The organism is Advenella sp., assembly GCF_052108595.1.
Classification (GTDB): Bacteria; Pseudomonadota; Gammaproteobacteria; order Burkholderiales; family Burkholderiaceae_B; genus Advenella.
Window position 1 is genome coordinate 31,649 of record NZ_JBQEAU010000014.1, and the last position, 24,012, is coordinate 55,660.

A 24,012-nucleotide genomic window follows, 5' to 3' on the forward strand; every position below is an offset into this window, starting at 1 on the left:
TGTCGCGGGCCAAATTGATGTTATGCCGAATAAATAGTAAAGTATTGATTATTCTGTTATAATTTCTGATTAACTAATTGCTTGGTTAATGTTTTGTGCTTTTTTTGTCTTATAGTTGCCTTTTAAGGGTTGTCTTTAGGGCATCATAAATGGCGTGTTTTGCACAGTGTGTGCAGTGGTTTAGCCGCAAGGTAGATTTGCACGGTCTTTGGCCAGATGCAACACCGAAGGGGCGGCAACGGCAAGGTTTTCTGTGGCGCGCCCGGTACCAAAACAATAACCAGAAACAGCTATGTATACCTTATTTTTGCAGGCAAGCGGCTTTTATGGGTCTGGCCAGGTGGAAATGTCGGGTAGGCTGCCAAAAAATGGCTGCATCTGCAAATTGCTGCATCTGCGGTTTTTTTTGCGCGCATAACTGTAATCAACAATGGGCTGGAAAAGGCCCATTTTTTATTGTATGACTGATTTATACACACTTACCGAACAGGCAATCGCCGGCCTTGGTGTTGAACTCGTTGACGTCGAGCGGGCTGCACTGGGGCTGTTGCGGGTCACGATCGACCGCGAGGGCGGAATTACGATCGAAGACTGCGAACAGGTGTCGCGGCAGCTTTCGCGCGTATTCGAGGTGGAAAACATCGAATATAAACGGCTTGAAGTGGGCTCCCCTGGTGTGGACCGACCGTTGCGCACACGCCGCGATTTTGACCGGTTTGCCGCGCAGCAGGCGCGTGTGGAAGTAAAATTACGGGAACCGCAGGACAATCGCAAGGTATTTACCGGCATTCTGCGGCATAAAGATAGTTCAGATGGTGCGCCAACAGAGACATTCTGTCTGGAATTTGACATTAAAAAGAACGAGACACAGACAATTGAATTTGCTTTCGACGATATCGAAAAAGCAAAGCTGGATCCGGTTCTTGATTTCAAGGGTAAGAAGCGATGAGTCGCGAAATTCTTCTGCTTGTAGATGCATTGGCACGTGAAAAAAACGTATCGCGTGAGGTCGTATTTGGTGCGCTTGAAAATGCGCTTGCCTCTGCGATGAAAAAGCGCTTCAAGGACGACGCCGATATTCGTGTCGTTATTGATCGTTCAAATGGCTCGCATGAGGGTTACCGACGCTGGCTTGTGGTGCCCGATGATGCGGGCCTGCAGGAGCCGGACCGTCAGGAATTGTTGTCTGAAGCGCAGGAAATCCAGCCTGGTGTCCAGGAGGGTGAATATCTTGAAGAGCCGCTCGAGCCAATCGAGTTCGGTCGTATCGGAGCCCAGGCTGCCAAACAGGCAATTATCCAGAAAATTCGTGATGCGGAAAGAGAACAGGTGCTGAACGATTTTCTGGATCGTGGCGAGACCATTATTTCCGGTACCATCAAGCGGCTTGACAAAGGTGACGCTATTATTGAAACGGGCAAGATTGAAGCGCGTCTGCCTCGTTCCGAAATGATCCCCAAAGAGAATCTGCGCGTCGGTGACCGGGTTCGCGCCTGGGTAGCCAAGGTTGACCGTACGGCGAGAGGGCAGCAGGTCCTGCTGTCCCGCACCGCACCCGAATTTATCCGTGAACTGTTTGAGAACGAAGTTCCCGAAATCGAGCAGGGTTTGCTTGAAATCAAGGCGGCGGCCCGTGACCCCGGACTTCGCGCTAAAATTGCAGTTGTGGCCTATGACAAGCGTATTGACCCCATCGGTACATGCGTCGGCATGCGCGGTTCGCGCGTTACCGCCGTACGTAACGAGCTGGGCGGAGAGCAGGTCGATATCGTATTGTGGGCCGACGAACCGGCCGAGTTCGTGATTGGCGCATTGGCGCCGGCCGCTGTCGAATCCATTGTTGTGGACGAAGACAAGCATGCCATGGATGTTGTTGTCGACGCCGAAAATCTGCCCAAAGCGATTGGTTCGCGTGGTCAGAACGTGCGTCTGGCTTCTGATCTGACCGGCTGGCAGATCAATATCATGACGCCGGAAGAAAATCAGAACCGCCAGCAGGAAGAGCGCACAGGCCAGCGCGCCATGTTTATGGAGCGCCTGGATGTTGATGAACAGGTGGCTGACATTCTAATTGATGAAGGCTTTACCGGACTGGAAGAGGTGGCTTATGTCCCTATCCAGGAATTGCTGGAAATTGATGGCTTTGATGAAGAAACCGTCAACGAATTGCGCAATCGCGCACGTACTGCCCTGCTGACCGAGGCCATTGCCCAGGAAGAGCGGGTTGAAACAGCGCAGGATTTGTTGGATCTTGAGGGCATGACCCCGGAACTGGTTACCACTTTAGGTGACGCCGGCGTGGCAACGCTTGATGATCTGGCCGAACTTGCGACCGACGAACTGGCTGAAATCACGGGTATGACAGAAGAACAGGCCAGCGAAATTATCATGCGCGCCCGGGCGCACTGGTTTGATGACGAAGAGAAGTGATTGCGCAGTAGCACTGTTGAGTGTGTATCGTGGCATGGTTGGCCACCGTGCAGGCGATGCACACTACGCCAGCGGCTTTGTCGATCCAGCCCTGAATAACGAAGTTCACACTTTGCTCAGTGGCCATCAGCCAGTTATTGAAACGTTGTAAGGGAAGAGAGAACTTAATGCCCAGTAATACCGTAAACCAGTTTGCCGTCGAACTCAAAATGCCAGCGAATGTGTTGCTTGAACAGCTTCGCTCGGCTGGCGTGAATCTGAAATCGGTGGAAGATGTCGTGACCGAAAGCGACAAAGCGAAACTTCTGGACTCGCTGCGTCGTGCGCATGGTGCAAAAGATGGAAAAAAAATCACCGTAACACGTCGCGAAACATCAGAAATCCGTCAGGCGGATGGCTCCGGCCGTTCGCGGACCATTCAGGTCGAAGTGCGTAAAAAGCGCGTCTTCGTCAAACGGGATGTCACTGAGGCCAAGCCCGATGCCGCCGATGCGCCTGTAACAAATGAGCCTGAGGCAGCTGTCGGTTCTGAGCAGGTTGTCGCACCGGCTGTTGCCGATGCCCAGGTCGCTGCGGCTGCGCCGGTCCAAGCAAATGCATCGCCAGCACCCGAAACGGCAGCAACCAGCCAACAGGCCGCATCGCAGCCCGAGCCAGCCCAGGCATCCGTAGGCGAAAAAGCGAAGGAAGCGCAAGAAGCGCAACCCGCAGCGGCGCAGGCGCCTGCTGCGACTGCACCGGCGGCCGCTGACCAAGCGGCAGCGACGCCGGCAAAGGCTGCTGAGCCTGAATCAGTCCAAAGCACAGCAACGCCTGCGGCTGCAGAAACCGCTGCGGTTGCGACACCATCGCCAGCTAATAATGCACCGGCCGCCGCCGAAGCGCGCAACACAGGCAGCCAGGATCAGGCCAAGCCGGAAACGGTTCGCAGCGAGCAGGCCAAACCGCGTCAGCCAGACACATCTCGTGCCGCAACGGGCGCCCGTAAACCTGTGGCTGCGCGTAGCGAAGCCGCCGATGCCCGTCGCGATGAAGCACGCCGCCAGGCTGAAGCCGAGGCTGCCGCCCTGCGCGACATGTTGAATAAGCCGCGTAAAGTGCTGCGTGCCACGCCTACTGCCGAAGGGGCAGATGCCACTAAAAAGGCCGGGAAAAAGGATGTCAAAACCCTTGCCGCTCCAGGTGCGCACAAGCCTGCCGAAACAGACAAGAAATGGTCTGACGAACAGTCCCGTGGGAAAAAAGCCGTTGCTGAAAAACGCGCCGGCCCCGCAGGCAAGGAAGACGGCTGGCGCTCGTCCGGTGGTCGTGGTGGATCACGTGGTCGTAATAAGCATCATCACGCTCAGGTCAATCAGCCGTCCACACCCGAATTTATTGCGCGTGAAGTTCATGTGCCCGAGACAATTACAGTGGCCGATCTGGCCCACAAGATGTCTGTCAAAGCGGCCGAAGTGATCAAAGAACTCATGAAACTGGGTCAGATGGTCACCATCAATCAGGTCCTGGATCAGGAAACCGCCATGATCGTGGTCGAAGAGCTGGGGCATAATGCGATTGCCGCCAAGCTTGACGATCCCGAAGCGTTCCTGGAGATCGGTGATACAGGTGCAGATGCAGAATTGCTGCCAAGAGCACCGGTAGTGACGGTTATGGGTCACGTAGACCACGGTAAAACTTCGCTGCTCGATTACATTCGTCGTGCCAAAGTGGCCTCGGGCGAAGCCGGGGGCATTACCCAGCATATAGGTGCCTATCACGTCCAGACCGAAGGTGGCATGGTGACCTTCCTGGATACCCCGGGTCACGAGGCGTTCACCGCTATGCGTGCCCGTGGCGCCAAGGCCACCGACATTGTCATTCTCGTTGTGGCGGCCGATGACGGCGTGATGCCGCAAACCAAAGAGGCGATCCATCACGCGAAAGCGGCTGGTGTGCCCATGGTTGTGGCCGTCAACAAGATCGACAAACCCGAAGCCAACCCCGAACGCGTCAAGCAGGAACTGGTTACTGAAGAAGTGGTTCCCGAAGAATATGGTGGTGACGTTCCCTTTGTGTCGGTTTCGGCCAAGACAGGGAAGGGCATCGACGAGTTGCTGGAAAACGTATTGCTTCAGGCTGAAATTCTTGAACTGAAAGCGCCGGTAGATGCGCCAGCCAAGGGTATCGTGATCGAAGCGCGCCTTGACAAGGGTCGCGGTCCGGTTGCTACCATTTTGGTTCAAAGCGGTACGCTCAATCGTGGCGATGCATTGCTGGCCGGCGCAAGCTTTGGTCGCGTGCGTGCCATGCTTGACGAGAACGGCAAACCTATTACCAAAGCCGGCCCGGCCATTCCTGTTGAAATCCAGGGTCTGACCGAAGTGCCTCGGGCAGGTGACGAGGTGCTGGTGCTGGTCGATGAGCGCAAGGCGCGCGAGATCGCGCTGTTCCGTCAAGGCAAGTTCCGCGACGTCAAACTGGCAAGACAGCAGGCAGCAAAACTGGAGTCCATGTTCGACAACATTGGCGAAGGCATGCAGACACTGTCTCTGATCGTCAAGACCGACGTTCAGGGTTCCCAGGAAGCGCTGGTGCAGTCCCTGACCAAGCTGTCAACCGACGAAGTGCGTGTCCAGGTTGTGCATGCGGCAGTTGGTGGCATTTCCGAAAGTGACATCAACCTGGCTATCGCGTCCAACGCGGTGGTGATTGGGTTCAATGTCCGTGCAGACCAGAGTACCAAAAAACTGGCCGAGGCCAACGATATTGACGTTCGCTACTACAACATCATTTACGATGCCGTCGATGACGTTCGCAACGCGATGTCTGGCATGCTAGCGCCCGAAGAGCGCGAAGAAGTGATCGGTATGGTTGAGATCCGTGAGGTCTACAGTATTTCCCGTATCGGTAAGGTGGCCGGTTGTATGGTCACCGAAGGCCTGGTCCGCCGCGATTCACAGGTACGCCTGTTGCGTAATAACGTTGTTCACTGGACAGGCAATCTTGATTCGCTCAAACGCTTCAAGGATGACGTCAAGGAAGTCAAATCCGGCTTCGATTGCGGCATCACGCTGCGCAACAATTCCGATATCGAAGTTGGCGATCAGCTTGAAATTTTTGAAATCAAAGAAATTGCCCGCTCACTGTAAAATATTATGAACCGTCATAAATCCTCCGGCGCAAATCGAAACGTTCGTCTGGCCGAGCAAATCCAGAAAGATCTGGCAGTGCTGATTCAGCGCGAGCTTGACATGTCGCGCGCGGGTCTGATTACGCTGACCGGCGTGGATTTGTCGGCCGATTATGCGCACGCCAAGGTATGGTTTACAGTACTTGGCGCTGAGCCGGAGACGGCTGCTGCGCTGCTTAACGAGAAAGCGGGCTGGCTGCATTCTCTGTTGTTCAAGATGTTGCATATCCATACCGTTCCTACACTGCGTTTTTTTCATGACAATCAGCTGGCGCGCGGTATTGAAATGACACAACTGATCGACCGCGCCAACCGGCCGGAAGACTATCCGGACAGCGTCGATCCGCTACCGGACACCAAAGACGATCGCAAGTAACATCAGGGCAGGCGATGGGAAGAAAACGCGGGCAGGATATCGACGGCGTCCTTTTGCTGGACAAGCAGTTCGGATATTCCAGCAACCAGTCGCTGCAACGCGTGCGTCGCATGCTGGATGCGAAAAAAGGGGGCCATACTGGCACGCTGGATCCATTTGCGACCGGCTTGCTGGTTTGCTGTTTTGGCAAGGCGACAAAAATTTGCGGGACCATGCTGGATGCCGACAAGTCCTACATTGCGACATTGCAGTTTGGCGCGGAAACCGATTCAGGTGATTTGACCGGCACTGTTGTACAAGAGGCACAGCTGACAGCCGAATCAGTGACCCGTGAGAAAATCGACTTGGTATTGCCACAGTTTCGCGGTTCAATACTACAGATTCCGCCCATGCATTCGGCGCTCAAGCGTGACGGGCGTCCGCTTTATGAATATGCCCGTCAGGGAATAGTGCTGGAAAGAGAGCCGCGCGCAGTGGTCATCCACGACCTTCAGGTGCAGGCGATGGACGAAACGTCGATGGTGCTGGCTGTCGATTGCAGCAAGGGCACGTATATCAGGACACTGGCTCAGGATATCGGTCGGGCACTGGGCTGTTTCGCCCACTTGACCGCTTTGCGCAGGACGCGTGTCGGCCCTTTCGATCTGACCGGCGCCACGACGATAGACGAACTCGAACAGATGGAAAACAGGCTGACACCTCTGATACCGCTAAATGAAATACCGGACGGCCTGCTGCCGTCCAATATACGACAAAAGGAAGATACATTATGAGCCGAGCGCTCCGTAACGTTGCGATTATTGCGCACGTTGACCATGGGAAAACAACGCTGGTCGATCAGCTTTTACGTCAGTCCGGTACGTTCCGGGACAACCAAGCGGTTGTTGAGCGCGTCATGGATTCGAACGATATCGAAAAGGAACGGGGCATTACGATCCTGTCCAAAAACTGTGCCGTTGAATATGAAGGGACACACATCAATATTATTGACACCCCTGGACACGCCGACTTCGGTGGCGAAGTAGAACGGGTACTGTCCATGGTTGATGGCGTGTTGCTGCTGGTGGACGCGGTCGAAGGCCCTATGCCTCAGACCCGCTTTGTGACCAAGAAAGCACTGGCCCTGGGCTTGAAGCCGATTGTGGTTGTCAACAAAATTGACCGCCCTGGCGCACGCCCCGATTTCGTCATCGACACTACCTTTGATCTGTTTGACAAACTTGGCGCGACCGAAGAGCAGCTTGATTTCCCGATCGTATATGCCTCCGGGCTTACCGGTTACGCCGGTCTGACCGATGATGTCCGCGAAGGCGATATGCGTCCACTTTTCGATGCGATTTTGCAATACGTGCCTCAGCGTAACGATGACAAGGAAGCGCCGCTGCAGTTGCAGATCATTTCGCTGGACTACAACAGCTACGTCGGCAAGATCGGCGTCGGCCGTATCAACCGTGGGCGGATTCGTCCGGGCCAGGAAGTGATGGTCCGCTTCGGTGAAGAGGGCGAACAGAGCAAGGGCCGGGTCAACCAGGTATTGAAATTCAAGGGCCTGGAGCGTGAACAGGTCGAAAGCGCTGATGCCGGCGACATCGTACTGATTAATGGTATTGAAGAAATCGGCATTGGCTGCACACTGTGTGATCCTAATCATCCTGAGCCATTGCCTATGCTCAAAATTGACGAACCTACCCTGACCATGAACTTCATGGTCAACACCTCGCCTTTGGCCGGTCGTGAAGGTAAATTTGTCACTAGCCGCCAGATCCGTGACCGCCTGAACCTGGAGCTCAAATCGAACGTCGCGTTGCGCGTTCGCGAGACTGGTGATGATACGGTGTTTGAAGTATCGGGTCGGGGTGAATTGCATCTGACGATTTTGCTTGAGAATATGCGCCGCGAAGGATATGAACTTGCCGTTTCACGTCCGCGCGTGGTGTACAAGGAAATCGATGGCGTACGTCACGAACCGATGGAACTGTTGACGGTTGATCTGGAAGATGATCATCAGGGCGGCGTGATGGAAGAGCTTGGTCGTCGCAAGGGCGAGTTGCTGGATATGCAGTCGGACGGACGTGGTCGTACCCGCATGGAATATCGTATTCCTGCGCGCGGCCTGATTGGTTTCCAGAGTGAATTCCTGTCCATGACCCGCGGCACTGGCCTGATGAGCCATATTTTTGACGAGTATGCGCCAGTACGCGAAGGCAGCATCGGCGAGCGTCGCAACGGTGTGCTAATCAGCCAGGACAATGGTGACGCGGTTGCCTATGCCTTGTGGAAATTGCAGGATCGTGGCCGGATGTTTGTGTCGCCGGGTGAAGCCCTGTACGAAGGCATGATCATTGGTATTCACAGTCGTGATAATGATCTGGTGGTTAACCCAATCAAGGGTAAACAGCTGACCAACGTACGTGCGTCGGGCACCGATGAGGCCGTGCGCCTGGTACCGCCTATCAAGCTGAATCTGGAATACGCGGTCGAGTTCATCGACGAAGACGAACTGGTGGAAGTTACACCCAAAAATATCCGTCTGCGCAAACGCCACCTGCTGGAGCACGAACGCAAACGTGCCTCACGTGGCGGTGTTTGATAGCGTTACCAAAGGTCATAAAGCTTTTATAGACATTTGACCTTGTTGATAAGTAGAAAGCCGTGCCCGGTGTAACCGGTGCACGGTTTTTTTCTGCCTGGCACGGCGCAGTAGCGGTCAGTGCATCGATTGGCTTGTCGCCCGCCAGTCGTGGCTCACCGTGCATGCGCCAGCCCGTGACAAGGCTTCTGGCCCTGGGCAAGCAGACGGCAGGAGAGCTTGGGTTTGAGTCCGTGTGGGTATCGGCTACGGTCTTCGCATCGTATTGCACGGGTACGCCGGCATTCTGGTATGCGCCATGATCGTCATCCGGGGGATGTCGATGAGCAAGCCTTCTGATCTGATGATCGTGCCTAAGCTGTCGCTTGCGGCAGCAAAAACAGGTCCTGTCGTTATGTGCAGCCCATTACTATAGTTTGGGGTCGATGCCATGGCCGCATTGTCGTAGAACAAATATCAGCAGGGCAGGACTGATTACTGCCACTGATAAATAATGAACACCGCCAATAACACGCCTGCGATAACAATCCAGCGCATCATCAACGACCCGTTCTGCCTGATCCACACAAAACCAGCCCCAATACTGCGAGACCATAGCCGGTTCAGGGCTGGACTGAAAAATCGTCCAATCCACCAGAGGATGATAACGATCAAAAGCAGCTTGATTACGGTTGCCATAGTTATTCAATACTTAATCACACGTTGACCACATGTTACCCACAACTTTATCCTCGTGTGGACAGAAGTCTCGCTTATCAACAGAATATGTTGAGAATGATGTGGATAGGATTTTAATAATTCTGTAAAACATCGACAAGTACATGATATTGAAAGTGTTTTCGATTTCTGATCACTATTTGATCAATTGCACTTATACACATGGCAGCCGCAGTGCCGGCACCAGCCATTCTTGGTCAAGACCGTGAACGCAGCAGTGGTGCAAGCGATGTTACAGTAGAATCAGATTTTATCCCGTAGCTTGTATACCTGCATAATCCTCAAGGAGCATTTGATGGCTGAACTGCCCGAAACCGGTTTCTCGGATCAATTTCGCATTACCAATGGAAAAAAATTCAGTCTCAAAAAATGCAGCACAGATCCCGACAGGGAACCTGATAAAAAAAGTGCGCAAAAGCGGCTGCAGGAATATGTGGAAGGCATTGCGGATTTACAAAATGTTCTTTACGCCGATAATCGCTGGTCATTGCTATTGATTTTTCAGGCCATGGACGCGGCAGGAAAGGATTCGACAATCAAGAACCTGCTCTCTGGCGTCAATCCACAGGGCTGTGAAGTATATTCGTTCAAGCGCCCCTCGGAAGAGGAACTGGGACATGATTTTCTGTGGCGTACCAGCAAATGCTTGCCCCAGCGTGGCAATATCGGCGTTTTCAATCGTTCCTATTATGAGGAAACACTGGTGGTACGCGTTCACCCCACCATTCTCGACGGCCAGCATTTGCCCAAGGCCTGTCTGACAGAAAATATCTGGGATGAACGGTTTGAAGATATTTGTCACTTCGAAAAGCATATGGACCGCAACGGCACCAAGGTATTGAAATTTTTCCTGCATATTTCACTGGAGGAACAGAAGAAGCGTTTTCTGGAGCGGCTTGATAATCCGGAAAAAAACTGGAAATTTGAAAGCGCTGATCTGGAAGAGCGAAAATTCTGGAGCGAATATATGCACGCTTACGAGGAAACCATCAAAAACACGGCGAGCAAAGCCGGGCCCTGGTATGTGATTCCGGGCAACGATAAACCTTACGCACGTCTGGCTGTGGCCGACGCCGTGCTGCAGACATTGCAATCGCTGGATTTGAACTATCCGAAGCTGGAAAAGGAAGAGCAGAAAAATCTTGGCGGGTATAAAACACAACTGGAACTGGAATCAAAAGGATAGCGGCTTGGATTCGTTCTCGACGTTTTCGCAGCCTGCAATATGCGCCAGTTTACAATTGAGTGTCAGCCGGTTCCATATGTCCCCTGACGGCACCGTATCAGCGGACCGACATTTGGACCCGGGGCTGTCAATATAACAACTGTGATTGTCTTGCTGCGCAGCGATATCGAGATCGTCATTCGCTTTTTGTGCGATCAATATCAGTCCGGAGCGCAAATTTCTCGGTCTCAAAAAGCTTGCTGCATCGCAGCGATGTACGAGCGGGGCTCCTGAATCTGTATCTGTACTCGTGGTGCAGTATCCGTCAATACACTGCGGCCATCGGGTAGTGGCAAATGCCTTCAAAATAAATGATAAAAATTACGAATAACGATATAAGAATAATGGCTAAATTCTATCAGCTGGGCACTTGATGCCCTGACGTTGACAATGCTATATTGACCAAACTCAATCAGGCATCCGAATGCTGCTATACCCAGTGCAGGCTTTGGCTGTATGTTGTGGTCAGCTGCCGGTTACCACCCGTAACTGTATAACGTTGTACAGGAGAAAGACTGTGTCGGATTCAAATAAATCTCAACGTATCAGAACCCGAATTGTAAATCGCTCTTTTGACTTTGAACGTGCTTCCCTGGCATTGTTCAAGCAGCTGAAATTGTCGGCGACCCAGTCGGCCAGACTGGGCCTGGCCAGCGAATGGAAAGACCCGCCGCGCGTACGCTGGTAGGTAGCCGGCCCATTATTGCTGTTCCTGTTTTTGCGAGCTTATCTTCTCATTTGTCTTGATCACCCTTACGTTACCAGTCCCATATGATACCCGGCTAATCAACAAACAAGATGATTCGGCCAGCGGTCGGCAACGATGGGTAAGCTGCATGTGTCCGATCCCGCAGCGCGGCTTGCCGGCAATCGCGCTGGCAATGGTATTGTGTTGATGACCAATAGCTTGCGGTGATCACGGCAGCGCTTATGATATTCTTTTGTTTCAGAAGCAAACCAATAATCGTGAGTGCAAGGCACATGCAGATTCAATTCAGACAATTTCTTCCCCATGATACCGAACAGACGGTGGCGCTATGGCAGGCTTGTGGCCTGACCCGCCCCTGGAACGACCCGCATAAAGATATCGAGCGCAAGCTGCAGCAGGAGCCAGAGCTGTTTATTGTGGCCGAACTTAACGGGCAGCTTTTGGGCTCGGTGATGGCGGGCTATGACGGGCACCGCGGCTGGATTTATTATCTTTCCGTGTTGCCGCAGTATCAATCGCAGGGCGTGGGCAAAAGCCTGGTGCAGCAGGCAGAGCAAAGGCTGCGCAGCAAAGGTTGCCCGAAAATTCAATTGATGATCAGGCACGACAATAATGGCGTGCAGGATTTCTATCGAACGCTGGGCTACGAGCAGGCAGAGGTTGTGGTGCTGGGAAAGCGGCTGATAGAAGATGTGTAAAGAAGAGATCTAAAGAAGAGATGTAAAGTAGAGATGTAAAGTAGAGGGCGTACAAAGAGAACGCGTAATCACAGTCGTGATTGCGGTACAGGGCACACTCTGAATATGAAAGCCGAAGGCATGTCTTGCGGCGCCGTATGAGCACGGCTGGCGGGTGCGTAGCCACTGCCAGCATGCGAAATACAAAGAGCCGGTGGCAGTGGTTAATCCTGCAAATGCCCAGTCTGAGCAAAACACGCTCAGCCTGGGCCGGGTACATGGCAACAACCTATTGCCGGCCCTGACTGATGGTCGCTATCTGCCGGGTTGTTGTCTATTGGCCTAGTCGTTTTGGCCGTTTAATCGCGCTCCGGTGCTGTGGCGCCTGGCGCCGAATGACTCTTATCTTCCGACGTTTCGCAGGTTGCGCCATCGTTTTTGAAACGCTGGTACAGGGTTGCGACCAAGGGCCCGGTAATGTTGTGCCAGACGCTGAAAATCGCGCTTGGCACAGCGGCTGCCGGTGAGAAGTGGGCCGTCGCCAGTGCGGCGCCCAGGCCGGAATTTTGCATGCCTATTTCAATAGACAGGGTCTTGCGCTGTGCGACGCTCAGCCCGGACAATTTTGCTAACCAGTAGCCCAGTAGCAGGCCCAGGCCATTATGCAGAATAACGACGGCAAAAATTTCCAGGCCACTGCTTGCAATTTTTTCCTGATTGCCAGCGACCACCGCCGCAACAATGGCGACAATGGCCACAACCGAGACCAGGGGCAGTAGAGCCACGCCGGCCTGCACTTTTTCCTTGAGCAACATTTGCGCAATCAGCCCCAGCCCGATGGGCAGAATCACCACCTGTACGATTGACCAGAACATGGCCGCCGCGCTCACGTCCAGCCACTGGCTGGCCATGATATAGATCAGCCCGGGGGTGACGATAGGCGCCAATAAGGTGCTGACAGACGTAATCGCTACGGAAAGGGCAATATCTCCGCGTGCCAGAAACGTCATGACGTTCGAAGCGGTGCCACCCGGGCAGCAACCGACCAGAATCACACCAACGGCCACTTCAGGACTCAGGTTCAAGCCGGTGGCCAGTAGCCAGGCCAGCCCCGGCATGATAATGAATTGTCCAAGTACGCCAATGGCGACCGTACCAGGGCGCTTGAACACTTCGGCAAAGTCGTTTTTGGAAATGGTCAGGCCCATGCCGAACATGATGATGCCGAGCAGGGGAACAATATACTTGCCCAACCAGGCGTAGCTGGCAGGGTTGAAAAAAGCCAGTATTGCAAATAGCAATACCCATATGACAAATGTCTTGCCAATGAATTGGCTCAGGCGGGCGATGGCCTGCATCATGAATAGTCCTTGAGATAAATGATCGTGCGGCATCGGTCGCCGCGCCACATTCGCTGAAGGCGCGCGTCAACAGCCAGTCACGGCAAAGTAGTGTATGAATAATGTAGGGGTGTGCAACCGACTGGAGGCCCGACAGGCTGGTAAACCCGGGACCGGTTTGTAATGCAGATCATGCGGAAAACAAAGACACCGGCCTTAGGGGCCGGTGTTGCGGTGCAGTAAATTGATTGTACCGCTTTTCAGATGGTGGTGGGGTTACCCTGGGTTGACAGGGTAATGTTGTGCCGGTGCAGTTTGCGATACAGGGTATTGCGGCTGACACCCAGCGTTCGCGCCACATCGCTGATGTTCCAGCGATGGGTTTCCAGCAACTGGATCAGGGTGATTCTTTCACTTTCCTGCAAGGGGTTGACAGGTTCGTGCTCATCGCCCATTGCCAGGCAGTCTGTCAGTCCGACTGGCGCGGCGCCATTGCCTGCCGGTTGCGCATGCAGCTCAGCCAGCGGCCCTGGCAAATGCTCCAGGCCAATGGTTGTGCCCTCGGCCAGGACAGCCATGGTGCGCAACACGTGACGCATTTGGCGCAAATTGCCAGGCCAGACGTATTGCATGAGAATCTTCAGCGCCTGGTCACTGAGTACTACCGGTTTGCCGGCTTCTTCCTGGAGGATGGCCTCGATAAGCTGGTGTTTATCCTGGCGCTCGCGCAGTGGCGGCAAGCGTATCTCTACCCCATTGAGTCGGTAGTACAGGTCTTCCCTGAATTGGCCCTTGGCTACCAGATCTGTCAGATTCCGGTGGCTGGCGCTGATCAATTGAATATCTACATCGACCGATGCCTCTGCACCGAGTGGCGTGACCTTGCGTTCATCGAGTACGCGCAGCAGGCGTGCCTGCAATGCCAAAGGCATATCGCCAATTTCGTCAAGCAAAAGCGTGCCGCCGTGAGCCTGCAGTATTTTGCCGCTGCGGCCCTGGCGCTGGGCGCCGGTAAAAGCGCCTGCGCGGTAGCCGAACAATTCGCTTTCGATCAGGCTTTCGGGCAGGGATGCACAGTTGACGGCGACGAAGGGGCCATCGCGGCGGGGACTGCGATGGTGAACGGCGCGGGCGAGCACTTCCTTGCCAGATCCTGTCTCGCCATACAGCAGAACTGGAACTGCCTTGCTGACGACGCGCTGTGCCAGTTCGAATTGTTCGCGCAAGACGGGGTCGCCAAGTTCAACGCAGGCGATGCTGCCCTGCTTGCCGGTTCTGGCAGACAGATTGGCGGGCTCGGCCACTTTGTCCAGTGCTGGCAGGGACGAAGGTTTGGATGACGCGCGGTGAAAGGACAATTGAGTGGAGCCGGCAGGAGGCAGTTGGGCCACGGCAAAAAAACGGCTGGAGGCCCCGGCCCGATAGATCGGTACCGGGTGAAACGAGCTTTGCATACTGCGTTGCAAAAGAGATTCAAGCGTTAGCTGGAAAATTTCGTCGAAGCGGTAGCGGCGCAGCGCCTGCATATCGGGAAAGCCCAACTGGAACAGCGCACTTTGGTTGGCGGCAACGATGGTGCCATCTTCCTCGACCATCAGCTTGCCGTCATGTACGGTATTGATGCTTTCGGGCCGGCTGTGAAAATGAACCGGATGTGCATGCTTGCAATTGACGGTAAGCAGGCGGTTTTCGATCATGCGGGCTGTCATGCCAATCAGCACCAGTGAATGCTGCTGGAGCAGCGACGAGCGGCTGGTCACGTCCAGTACCGCAATCATTTTTCCGGTATGGTCCATGACCGGTACTGCGGAACAGGTAAGCAAAATATGCTTGTATAAAAAGTGGTCGGTCTGGCGGATTGCAATGGGTTCGCCAACGGCCAGGCAGGTGCCCATTCCGTTCGTGCCCACTTCCTCCTCACTCCAGATCGCCCCCAGGCGCAAGCCCAGTCCGGAAAGATCACTTTCCAGATGATCGGCTGCCACCATGTGCAAAATACAACCATCGGTGTCCACGAGAACCACGGCCAGTTCCGGATCAGCCAGTTGCTGATACAGAATATTCATTTCGTGTTTGGCTTCGGTAATCAGGACCCGCTTCTGTTCCGAGCGCGCGATCCGCTCGGCGTGAGTTAGAACGGGAGGCAGTCGCCGGCTTTCCGGATCCAGGCCATAATCATTGACACAACGCCCCCAGGAACTGGCGACCGCCGGGTCAACGTCAGGAACCATGACGCCGCGATGCACGATCTGGTTAATCCGCTCAATGTGGTTGCTGACCTCCAACGAGTACATGTCTCCTCCTGCTATGTACATCAGCGCTTGTCCTTTCGGTGGCTGATGCCGATTTTGTAATCTGTCTCGGTGCTTGTTACGGGTTGTATGCCCGCTGCTTGTTGATGTCGTCTGCGCAACATTAAACTGCAAAAAATACGATAACCCGCTAGTGGCTGGGTAACCTGTCTATGTTCACCCAATTGTATATCACATGATATGTCATGCGTGTCTCGTTTTCCCTATGAAGGCGACATTTTGTCCTCGCTTGCCAGGGCGTTGGTGGCCGTGCTGGCCGATAGCCTGCGCGAGTTGGCATCGTTGCGGAACACCAGTGGCTTTTCCTGGACGGCTGCTGCCGGCGTGCGTCCGATCATATCTGTAATGACATGGTGATAGGGCGATTTATCGCAAACCGGGTCGGCGTTGGCTGCATTGCCGGTCAGGGCCAGCGCCTGACAACGGCAGCCACCAAAATCATGCTCCTTTTCTGGGCAGGTGCGACAAGGTTCCTGCATCCAGTCATCACCACGGAACTTGTTGAATGCATCGCTGTGGTACCAGATATCATGCACAGTGCTCTCGGTTACTTGCGGAAACTGCAGGCCCGGAATCGTCTTTGCTGCGTGACAGGGTAGGGCGCTACCATCGGCGGATATGGCCAGGAAAACGGATCCCCAGCCGTTCATACAGGCTTTGGGGCGTTTTTCAAAATAATCCGGTACGACAAACAGAATGCGCATCCGGTTGCCGATTTTTTCGCGATAGCGCGCTACGGCCGCTTCGGCGCGCTGCAATTGTGATCTGTCGGGTAACAACTGTTCGCGATTGATCAGGCCCCAGCCGTAATACTGTGTATTGGCCAGTTCAAGATATTCCACCCCCATCTTGTCGGCCATCTCGATAATGCGCTCGATATGGTCCAGATTATAGCGATGCAGAACCACGTTCAGCACCATGGGATATTCGAATTCCCGAATCATGGCGGCAACGCGCGATTTCAAATCAAAGGTTTTGGTGTGCGTCAGGAAATCGTTCATTTCCCGGGTCGAATCCTGGAATGACAATTGAATATGATCGAGCCCGGCATCCCGCAGGGCGGCAAGCCGTTCGCGCTTTAAGCCAACGCCGGAGGTAATAAGATTGGTATAGAAACCCAATTGGCGACCTTCGGCCACAAGTACTTCCAGGTCATCGCGCAGCAAAGGCTCTCCGCCGGAAAACCCCAACTGTGCCGCGCCCATTTCCCGGGCCTGGCGCATGACGCTGATCCACTGGTCGGTACTGAGCTCGTTCAGGTTGCTGGCATAGTCGACCGGGTTATAGCAGAACACGCAATGCAGCGGGCAGCGATAGGTCAGTTCGGCCAGCAGCCACAGCGGTGGCGCAATGGTCGCTTTCTGCTTTTGTTCAACGGCTTGGGGCATATCCATGATGACCTCTATTTGATCCAGCCACGCTCCTGTGCAGCCTGCAAAAATGATTCAACATCGTTCTGCAATCCTGTCGTGGCAAAGCTTTGTTCCAGATCGGCAACGATCTGGGCAATATTGCGATCGCCATCACAGCGACGTAGAATTTCGGCGGCGCTGTCGTTCAGCTTGACCATGCCTTCTGGGTACAGCAGGACATAGGCATTTTGCGCTTTTTCGTACTGCAGCCGGAACAGGCGCGACAACAGGGGCTTTTCGGGCAAGTCAGGCATGAGTGGTCTCGCTGTGGTGCTGGCAGGCTTTTTCAATGGCATCCAGCATGGACCATAGAATGTCCAGTTTGAACTGCAGTATTTCCAGTGCCCGCGCCTGTTGCTGGCGAGTGGTAAAGTAATCGAGCGTGACCTGCAATCCGTGCTCGACATCCCTTTCTGCCAGAGAGATCCGGCTGCGGAAATATTCCAGTCCGCCTGCCTCGATCCACTGATAATGACCGGGCCAGTTTGCCAGCCTGTCTTTGTGTATTTTTGGTGCAAACATTTCGGTCAGCGATGAACACACCGCTTCCTGCCAGGGCGCCTGACGCGCAAAATTGACATAGGCATCCACGGCAAAACGCACGCCGGGCGCGACCAGCTTCAGAGACCACAAGTCCTCGCGGCTGATACCCACCGCTTGACCCAGACGAGTCCAGGCTTCAATGCCGCCTTCGTTATCGCCGAAGCCATCATGGTCCAGCATGCGCAGGATCCAGCGACGGCGGGTTTCCCTGTCCGGGCAGTTTGACATGACTGCAGCATCTTTGAGCGGAATGTTAATCTGGTAATAGAAGCGGTTGGCAACCCAGCATCGGATATCGTCCTGGCTCAACTGGCCGCTGTTCATCCGGACATTGAATGGATGATGAATGTGGTAGCTGGCACCTTTGGCGCGCAACTGGCGTTCAAATTCAGCCCGGTCCCAGGCCTCGGGGTCGGTTTGCTTCTGGTTATACCCAGCGAGATTCGAAAGAACGATGCTCACAATGTAATCTCCATGCCATCAACGGCGATTTCGATATTATGCCGTTGCAGTACTGCAGCCTGTTCCGAGTCCTGATCCAGGATCGGATTGCTGTTGTTGATATGAATTAGAATCTTGCGTTTATTTTTGCCCAGCGAGTCCAGAACGCTGATCATGCCTTTGGGTCCGGATTGCGGCAGATGGCCCATCTGGGCAGCGGTTTTGCGCGACAGGCCAAGACGGATCATCTCGTCTTCGGTCCACACCGTTCCGTCTACCATGACGCAATCGGCACGGGACATGGCCTCGAGCACTAGCGGCTCGATTTGGCCCAGACCGGGCGCATAAAAAAGACTTTTGCCAGAGCGCTCACTGGTAATGAGCAGGCCGATATTGTCGCCGACCTGCGGGTTGTTGCGGTTGGGCGAATAGGGCGGAGCCTTGCTGGTGAGCGGAAACGGTGTGATGTTAATGCCGGGAAGCTCAACAAGCTGCAAGGGCGGGCTAAAGCGATTCTCTTCAACGGTAATGTGCCGATGCGTCAGGCCGCAATAATGCGATAGAACCTGGGTAAGCGGCAGGCCGGTGCTCAGATCGTTCCAGACCGGCTCGGTACAGTACAAGGGGATGGGGCTGCTGCTTTCTCGCAGCATTAACAGGCCGGTCACGTGATCGATCTGCGCATCCATTAATATTACAGATGTGATACCAGTATCACGCACGCTGCGTGCCGGTTGCAGCGCCGGATTAGCCTGGATCTGTTTGAGAATATCGGGAGAGGCATTGACCAGCAGCCATTGAATACCGTCTGCCGAGATCGCGATGGATGACTGGGTACGGGGTATGGCACGGATACTCTGTCGGCGTACACCGTCACAATTGGGACAGTTGCAGTTCCACTGCGGGAATCCGCCACCGGCGGCAGAGCCAAGCACAAGAATTTTCATAGGTAGCAAGTAAAACGGCACTGGCTCTCGCCAGCGCCGCATGGTATGAGCGTAAGATGCAGATTAACGGTTGGCAATGTACATCGTGATTTCAAAGCCAAAACGCAGATCGCAAAACTCAGGTGTTGTCCATTTCATAATTATATCTCCTGTTCAGATGGAAAATGTCGAAGTGGCAGGCAGAAGGTGTATGAGCCAACTACCAGCGTGATACTGATAATTCAATATGGCTACTGCCCCGCATGACTGTAAAACGATGCGCAGTCAAATTAATGGTAGCATGACTCGCATATTTGTCAAGGCGCTTTAACCTGCAAAAAATCTCCGGTTTATGCCTTGGTTATTGTATCAGTTGTAATAGTGCGATCCTGTTTTCATCTTCTGCCCGGAACTTGTTTTATGAGCATGCCATTGTCCCAAGGTTATCTGCAGACCCCCGATGGTCACCAGCTGTACTACGCCGAATTCGGCAATGTCCGGGCGCCTGCCGCGGTCGTTCTGCATGGCGGGCCGGGCAGTAGCAGCAATCTTGCCATGCTGGACTGGTTCGACCTCAGGCGCTGGCGAGTGGTCCTGTTTGACCAGCGCGGCAGCGGTAAAAGCCTGCCCACCGGAAGTCTGGAACATAATACAACGGCGCACCTGGTGGACGATATTGAACGCCTGAGACAACATCTGGCCATTTCAGCGTGGACCGTCGTGGGCGGATCGTGGGGGGCATACCTGGCCCTGGCTTACGTCGCCAGGTACGCCGCAAGTATTCACCATCTCGTGCTGCGCGGCACGTTTCTGCCGTCCCGGCTGCAACTGGACTGGTTCTTCCAGCAACTGCAGGCATTGGTTCCGCAAGCTTGGGACAGCCTGACCGAGACCATGAGTGACAGTGAAAAAGAATCGGTTCTGCTGACGCTGGCCGACAGGCTACTTGGCAGCGATCGCGAGAAAATGTCGGATGCAGCCGAACGCTGGAGCAACTACGAGAACAATATCATGGGCAGCATGATGCAGGGCAAGCCAGCGCAGCAAGCGTCCAGCGGGCAGCCAGCCCAAAAAAAACATACCCAGGCCCAGGGCTCGGCAGCGCAGGCGGCTGCCAGTGCGCAGCCTCAGGGTGAAGATGGCGAACGCGACCAAGGCCAGGCCAGGGCTGCGGCGCGCAATATTCATAAATATCGCATCCAGGCACACTATTTGCGCCACACGGGGTTTATCGATCTGCCTGCGCTGCTCGCGCAGTTGCGCCAGGTGCCGGTGAAGACCACTTTGCTGCATGGCACGCACGACTGGATATGTCCTGCGGCCAACGTTCATATGCTGCAGCGCTTCCTGCCCGGCGCCGATCTGTGCTGGGTCCCGGGCGGCACGCATACGCCTTCGGATCCGCTCATTCTTGCGGCGCTGACCGATACCATGACCCGGCTATCGGCAGCGTCCTGACACAACAGGGGCCTGAGCATCTGGACAGATTTACCCGCTGATTCGCCCCTCTGATTCGCCTTTGATTTGCGGCTGTCTTGCACGCATGCGTGTCGTTCGTGACAGACCGGGCGTTGCATCGCCTGCACGCCGCCGCATCTGTATCGACCCGCGTGCATCTTCGGCAGACCATGGAACAGCCTGTATCGTATTCTGAACAACTGCTGATTCGCGCTTTGAAGTGACCGGCGCAGCGCCGTTGTGAAAGCGGAATGGTTCTGCTTCTGTTCACTCTGTTTTCTCGCCTGCAGGCGCCATCGTTTCCGATGATTGGCATGGAAGTTGCTTTAGGAGTGGTTATTGCCTGCCCATGTGCAAGGTGCCATGTTTGGCGGGGAAGGTGCCCGATCAAGTCAGAACCATTCATAACCAATCCGGAGACACATATGAGTTACAATATCCATCCAGCCGTTAACAATGGCGTTCAGGCGAGTACAGACAATAACTTTACCGGTGGCAAACTGGTGTGCAACTGCGAGACAGACAGGGTAGAAGTAACCGTGAACTCGCAATCAGCACATAATCACCTTTGTGGTTGCTCTAAATGCTGGCGGCCTGCAGGCGCCCTGTTTTCGCAGGTTGCCGTGGTGCCCAAAGAGTCGGTGCAAGTGACAGCCCATGCCGACAAGCTCAAGGTGGTCGACGAGTCGGCAGCCATTCAGCGTCATGCATGCAGCGGTTGTGGCGTTCACATGTATGGCCGCATTGAAAATGCGCAGCATCCATTCTATGGGCTCGATTTCATTCATACAGAGCGCTCTCCGCAGACCGGCTGGTCTGCACCCACCTTTGCCGCTTTTGTCTCGTCCATTATTGAAACAGGCACCGATCCTGCAGAAATGAATGGCATTCGTGCAAGATTGAACGAACTGGGATTGCCGCCCTATGATGCGCTGTCGCCGGCGTTGATGGACGTTATCGCAACACACGTTGCAAAATCAAAACATGCATCTTAAGCAGGAGTTGAAGTAATGGAAACAAAAGCCGCTGTTGCCACCAAAGCCGGGGCGCCGCTGACGATCGAGACTGTCCAGCTGGACGGCCCGCGTGCATTCGAAGTGCTGGTGGAAATCAAGGCATCGGGCGTGTGTCATACAGACATGTTCACGCTGTCCGGTGACGACCCGGAAGGCATTTTTCCGGCTATTCTGGGCCACGAAGGCGCCGGTGTGGTGGTTGAAGTGGGTTCCGGCGTGACTACGCTCAAGCCCGGCGATCACGTTATTCCGCTTTATACGCCTGAGTGCCGCAATTGCGTATTCTGCCTGTCGCGCAAGACCAATTTGTGCGGCGCTATTCGTGAAACCCAGGGCAAGGGCCTGATGCCCGATGGTACCAGCCGTTTCAAATTGAACGGCAAAGATGTGTTTCACTACATGGGTACGTCCACCTTTTCAAATTACACGGTGGTGCCGGAAATTGCACTTGCAAAAATCCGGGAAGATGCGCCCTTTGAAAAGGTCTGCTATATCGGCTGCGGCGTAACAACCGGTGTCGGTGCGGTCATCTATACGGCAAAGGTCCAGCCCGGAGACAAGGTGATTGTGTTTGGTCTGGGCGGCATTGGCCTGAATGTCGTGCAGGGTGCACGCATGGCCGGTGCCGATATGATTATTGGCGTGGACATCAATCCGGCACGTGAAGAACTGGCCCGAAAATTTGGCATGACGCATTTTGTCAATCCGAAAGAAGTCGAAGGCGATATCGTTCCATACCTGGTGAGTCTGACCAAGGGCGGCGCCGATCATACCTTTGAATGTATCGGCAATGTGAATCTGATGCGTCAGGCGCTGGAGTCCTGCCATAAGGGCTGGGGCAAGAGCACGATTATTGGTGTGGCCGGCGCGGGCCAGGAAATCTCGACAAGGCCGTTTCAACTGGTCACCGGTCGCGTCTGGCAGGGCTCGGCCTTCGGCGGCGCACGCGGTCGTACCGATGTACCAAAAATTGTTGACTGGTACATGGAAGGCAAGATCAATATCGATGACCTGATCACACATGTCATGCCGATCGAGAAGATCAACGAGGCATTCGATCTGATGCATGAGGGTACGTCGATCCGTTCCGTGGTTACTTTCGACTGATGCTGCACCAGGCACGCTACACATAGCGGCGTGCCTTGTGCTCATAAAAGCGGTATACCTGCTGTGTCGGTATGGCACAACAGCCAAAAGAAGGGGCTCTTAATATTGAGCCCCTTCGTCATTGCCGTCAACGGTAAACCGTGGCAAGCAAGCCTTGTATCTGTTAGCAATCAAAAACATGACAATGCGGCATTTATCTACGCTGCTTAGAAATAGAAATACAGCTATCAACGATAAATACAGCTATCAACAGGAAAACGGGGCTGTCCTGGATCCAGGGCAGTCTGGGGTCATACGGGCCGACACCGGAACAGCAATCCTGTTCGAACCAGGGCATTATCCGGCGCCGCCGCACACAGGCAGGCGTCAGGCGGCAGCGGCCTGCTGCGCATAGATGCCGGCCATCTTTTCCAGCGCTACCGGTTTGATGACAGAAGCCCGACCTGCGCAGCCAAACGCTTCGAAGCGCTCTTGGCAAATCTGTCGTGCGGCCGCGGTGGCTTCCTTGAAGAATTTGCGTGGATCAAATTCCGCCGTGTCCTGCATCATGCTGCGACGCATTGCACCTGTCATCGCCAGCCGGATATCGGTATCGATATTGACTTTGCGCACGCCATTTTTGATGCCTTCACAGATTTCCTCTACCGGCACGCCGTAAGTTTCACGGATGTCGCCACCATGCTTGCGGATGATGTCCAGCCATTCCTGGGGAACGGAAGAGGAGCCGTGCATGACCAGGTGCGTATTGGGAATGCGTGCGTGAATGGCGCGGATACGGTCAATGGCCAGAATGTCGCCGGTGGGCTTGCGGGTAAATTTATAGGCGCCGTGGCTGGTGCCAATGGCAATGGCCAGCGCATCCACGCCGGTACGAGCAACAAAATCGGCGGCCTGTTCCGGATCGGTAAGCAGTTGTTCGTGCGATAACACCCCTTGGGCGCCGGAGCCATCTTCTTCGCCCGCCTGGCCCGATTCAAGCGAGCCCAGGCAGCCGAGTTCACCTTCGACCGAGACACCGACGCAATGGGCCATATCCGCAACTTGTCGCGTAACAGCCACATTGTATTCATAGGTAGATGGCGTTTTCATGTCGGCCATAAGGGAACCGTCCATCATCACGCTTGAAAAACCGGAACGGATTGACGCCTGGCACACGGCCGGGCTGGCACCATGGTCCTGGTGCATACACACTGGAATATCGGGATAGGACTCAATAGCCGCCTCGACCAGTCGGCGCAGGAAGGCTTCGCCGGCATATTTTCGTGCGCCGGCAGAGGCCTGCAGAATGACCGGGCTGTCGGTGCCTGATGCGGCCTGCATGATCGCCTGGATCTGTTCCAGATTGTTGACATTGAAGGCGGGAATGCCGTAACCATGCTCGGCAGCATGATCCAGTAGTTGACGTAAAGAAACGAGGGCCATGTTGATCTCCTTGGGTAGAGCAGGGGGCGTTAAGTAACAGGAACCCCTGCGAACGAATCGTGTTATGAAACCTGATCAAGTAATGTGTAAATCGCTTTGCAAACTGCCTGGGGGGTCAGACCAAAATAGTCATATAGCT

22 protein-coding genes are annotated in these 24,012 nt (G+C 54.4%); 13 read left to right on the forward strand and 9 right to left on the reverse strand.

Annotated elements, in window-relative coordinates; genetic code table 11:
• Positions 1-460: 460 nt before the first annotated feature.
• The 7 genes from rimP to typA are packed head-to-tail and all read left to right on the forward strand — an operon-like array spanning position 461 to position 8,568.
• The gene (gene rimP, locus ACTIKR_RS04305; RefSeq protein ID WP_193088608.1) at positions 461-949 is read left to right on the forward strand and encodes a ribosome maturation factor RimP; all 489 of its coding nucleotides are present in this window, start codon (positions 461-463) and stop codon (positions 947-949) included.
• The gene (gene nusA, locus ACTIKR_RS04310) at positions 946-2,430 is read left to right on the forward strand and encodes a transcription termination factor NusA (RefSeq protein WP_193088607.1); all 1,485 of its coding nucleotides are present in this window, start codon (positions 946-948) and stop codon (positions 2,428-2,430) included. The genes rimP and nusA overlap by 4 nt, the downstream gene beginning before the upstream one ends.
• The gene (locus ACTIKR_RS04315; protein ID WP_193088606.1) at positions 2,414-2,581 is read left to right on the forward strand and encodes a hypothetical protein; all 168 of its coding nucleotides are present in this window, start codon (positions 2,414-2,416) and stop codon (positions 2,579-2,581) included. The genes nusA and ACTIKR_RS04315 overlap by 17 nt, the downstream gene beginning before the upstream one ends.
• 16 nt (positions 2,582-2,597) lie before the next feature.
• Complete coding sequence (infB, locus tag ACTIKR_RS04320; protein WP_442327220.1) at positions 2,598-5,561, forward strand: translation initiation factor IF-2; 2,964 nt, start codon at positions 2,598-2,600, stop codon at positions 5,559-5,561.
• 6 nt (positions 5,562-5,567) lie between these two features.
• Positions 5,568-5,978 (forward strand): 30S ribosome-binding factor RbfA, encoded by a 411-nt coding sequence (rbfA, locus tag ACTIKR_RS04325; RefSeq protein WP_193088604.1) that lies wholly within the window; start codon positions 5,568-5,570, stop codon positions 5,976-5,978.
• Positions 5,979-5,992: 14 nt separating this feature from the next.
• Positions 5,993-6,751, forward strand: a complete 759-nt coding sequence (gene truB, locus ACTIKR_RS04330) for a tRNA pseudouridine(55) synthase TruB (RefSeq protein WP_442327221.1) — start codon at positions 5,993-5,995, stop codon at positions 6,749-6,751.
• Positions 6,748-8,568, forward strand: a complete 1,821-nt coding sequence (typA, locus tag ACTIKR_RS04335) for a translational GTPase TypA (RefSeq protein WP_193088602.1) — start codon at positions 6,748-6,750, stop codon at positions 8,566-8,568. Before truB ends, typA begins: the two co-directional genes overlap by 4 nt.
• A gap of 409 nt (positions 8,569-8,977) precedes the next feature.
• On the opposite strand, the gene ACTIKR_RS04340 is transcribed toward typA, so the two are convergent.
• Entirely contained in the window at positions 8,978-9,256 is a 279-nt protein-coding gene (locus ACTIKR_RS04340; RefSeq protein WP_193088600.1) for a hypothetical protein, read from the reverse strand.
• Positions 9,257-9,580: 324 nt separating this feature from the next.
• Here ACTIKR_RS04340 and ACTIKR_RS04345 point away from each other — a divergent pair, with 324 nt between their 5' ends.
• The 3 genes from ACTIKR_RS04345 to ACTIKR_RS04355 all read left to right on the forward strand — a co-directional run bounded on the left by ACTIKR_RS04345 (position 9,581) and on the right by ACTIKR_RS04355 (position 11,917).
• Complete coding sequence (locus tag ACTIKR_RS04345; protein ID WP_193088599.1) at positions 9,581-10,471, forward strand: polyphosphate kinase 2 family protein; 891 nt, start codon at positions 9,581-9,583, stop codon at positions 10,469-10,471.
• A gap of 556 nt (positions 10,472-11,027) precedes the next feature.
• The gene (locus ACTIKR_RS04350) at positions 11,028-11,198 is read left to right on the forward strand and encodes a hypothetical protein (RefSeq protein WP_193088598.1); all 171 of its coding nucleotides are present in this window, start codon (positions 11,028-11,030) and stop codon (positions 11,196-11,198) included.
• Between the two features lie 293 nt (positions 11,199-11,491).
• Positions 11,492-11,917, forward strand: a complete 426-nt coding sequence (locus ACTIKR_RS04355; protein WP_193088597.1) for a GNAT family acetyltransferase — start codon at positions 11,492-11,494, stop codon at positions 11,915-11,917.
• A 338-nt stretch (positions 11,918-12,255) separates the two neighbouring features.
• On the opposite strand, the gene ACTIKR_RS04360 is transcribed toward ACTIKR_RS04355, so the two are convergent.
• The 7 genes from ACTIKR_RS04360 to pqqA form a co-directional block, all read right to left on the reverse strand.
• Complete coding sequence (locus tag ACTIKR_RS04360; protein WP_193088697.1) at positions 12,256-13,254, reverse strand: bile acid:sodium symporter family protein; 999 nt, start codon at positions 13,252-13,254, stop codon at positions 12,256-12,258.
• Between the two features lie 242 nt (positions 13,255-13,496).
• Positions 13,497-15,530, reverse strand: coding sequence for a sigma-54-dependent Fis family transcriptional regulator (locus ACTIKR_RS04365; protein ID WP_442327222.1), 2,034 nt, complete (start codon positions 15,528-15,530; stop codon positions 13,497-13,499).
• A 221-nt stretch (positions 15,531-15,751) separates the two neighbouring features.
• Positions 15,752-16,942 carry a pyrroloquinoline quinone biosynthesis protein PqqE gene (gene pqqE / locus ACTIKR_RS04370; protein WP_193088595.1) on the reverse strand — a complete coding sequence of 397 codons (1,191 nt, stop codon included), beginning with the start codon at positions 16,940-16,942 and terminating at the stop codon, positions 15,752-15,754.
• 8 nt (positions 16,943-16,950) lie between these two features.
• Complete coding sequence (pqqD, locus tag ACTIKR_RS04375; RefSeq protein ID WP_193088594.1) at positions 16,951-17,214, reverse strand: pyrroloquinoline quinone biosynthesis peptide chaperone PqqD; 264 nt, start codon at positions 17,212-17,214, stop codon at positions 16,951-16,953.
• Positions 17,207-17,965, reverse strand: a complete 759-nt coding sequence (pqqC, locus tag ACTIKR_RS04380) for a pyrroloquinoline-quinone synthase PqqC (protein ID WP_193088593.1) — start codon at positions 17,963-17,965, stop codon at positions 17,207-17,209. Before pqqC ends, pqqD begins: the two co-directional genes overlap by 8 nt.
• Positions 17,962-18,891, reverse strand: coding sequence for a pyrroloquinoline quinone biosynthesis protein PqqB (gene pqqB / locus ACTIKR_RS04385; RefSeq protein ID WP_193088592.1), 930 nt, complete (start codon positions 18,889-18,891; stop codon positions 17,962-17,964). The genes pqqC and pqqB overlap by 4 nt, the downstream gene beginning before the upstream one ends.
• Before the next feature lie 63 nt (positions 18,892-18,954).
• A complete protein-coding gene (gene pqqA, locus ACTIKR_RS04390; protein ID WP_014751277.1) occupies positions 18,955-19,029 on the reverse strand; it encodes a pyrroloquinoline quinone precursor peptide PqqA in 75 nt (24 codons plus the stop codon).
• 261 nt (positions 19,030-19,290) lie between these two features.
• Between pqqA and ACTIKR_RS04395 the strand changes: the two genes are divergently transcribed.
• From ACTIKR_RS04395 to ACTIKR_RS04405, 3 genes are all read left to right on the forward strand, one after another.
• Entirely contained in the window at positions 19,291-20,328 is a 1,038-nt protein-coding gene (locus ACTIKR_RS04395) for an alpha/beta fold hydrolase (protein ID WP_193088591.1), read from the forward strand.
• Positions 20,329-20,753: 425 nt separating this feature from the next.
• Positions 20,754-21,323: an S-(hydroxymethyl)glutathione synthase gene (gene gfa / locus ACTIKR_RS04400; protein WP_193088590.1), complete on the forward strand. Its 570-nt coding sequence runs from the start codon at positions 20,754-20,756 to the stop codon at positions 21,321-21,323.
• Between the two features lie 15 nt (positions 21,324-21,338).
• Entirely contained in the window at positions 21,339-22,451 is a 1,113-nt protein-coding gene (locus tag ACTIKR_RS04405; protein ID WP_193088589.1) for an S-(hydroxymethyl)glutathione dehydrogenase/class III alcohol dehydrogenase, read from the forward strand.
• Positions 22,452-22,817: 366 nt separating this feature from the next.
• Here ACTIKR_RS04405 and fba read toward each other — a convergent pair whose 3' ends face one another.
• Positions 22,818-23,873, reverse strand: a complete 1,056-nt coding sequence (gene fba, locus ACTIKR_RS04410) for a class II fructose-bisphosphate aldolase (RefSeq protein WP_193088588.1) — start codon at positions 23,871-23,873, stop codon at positions 22,818-22,820.
• Positions 23,874-24,012 lie beyond the last annotated feature (139 nt).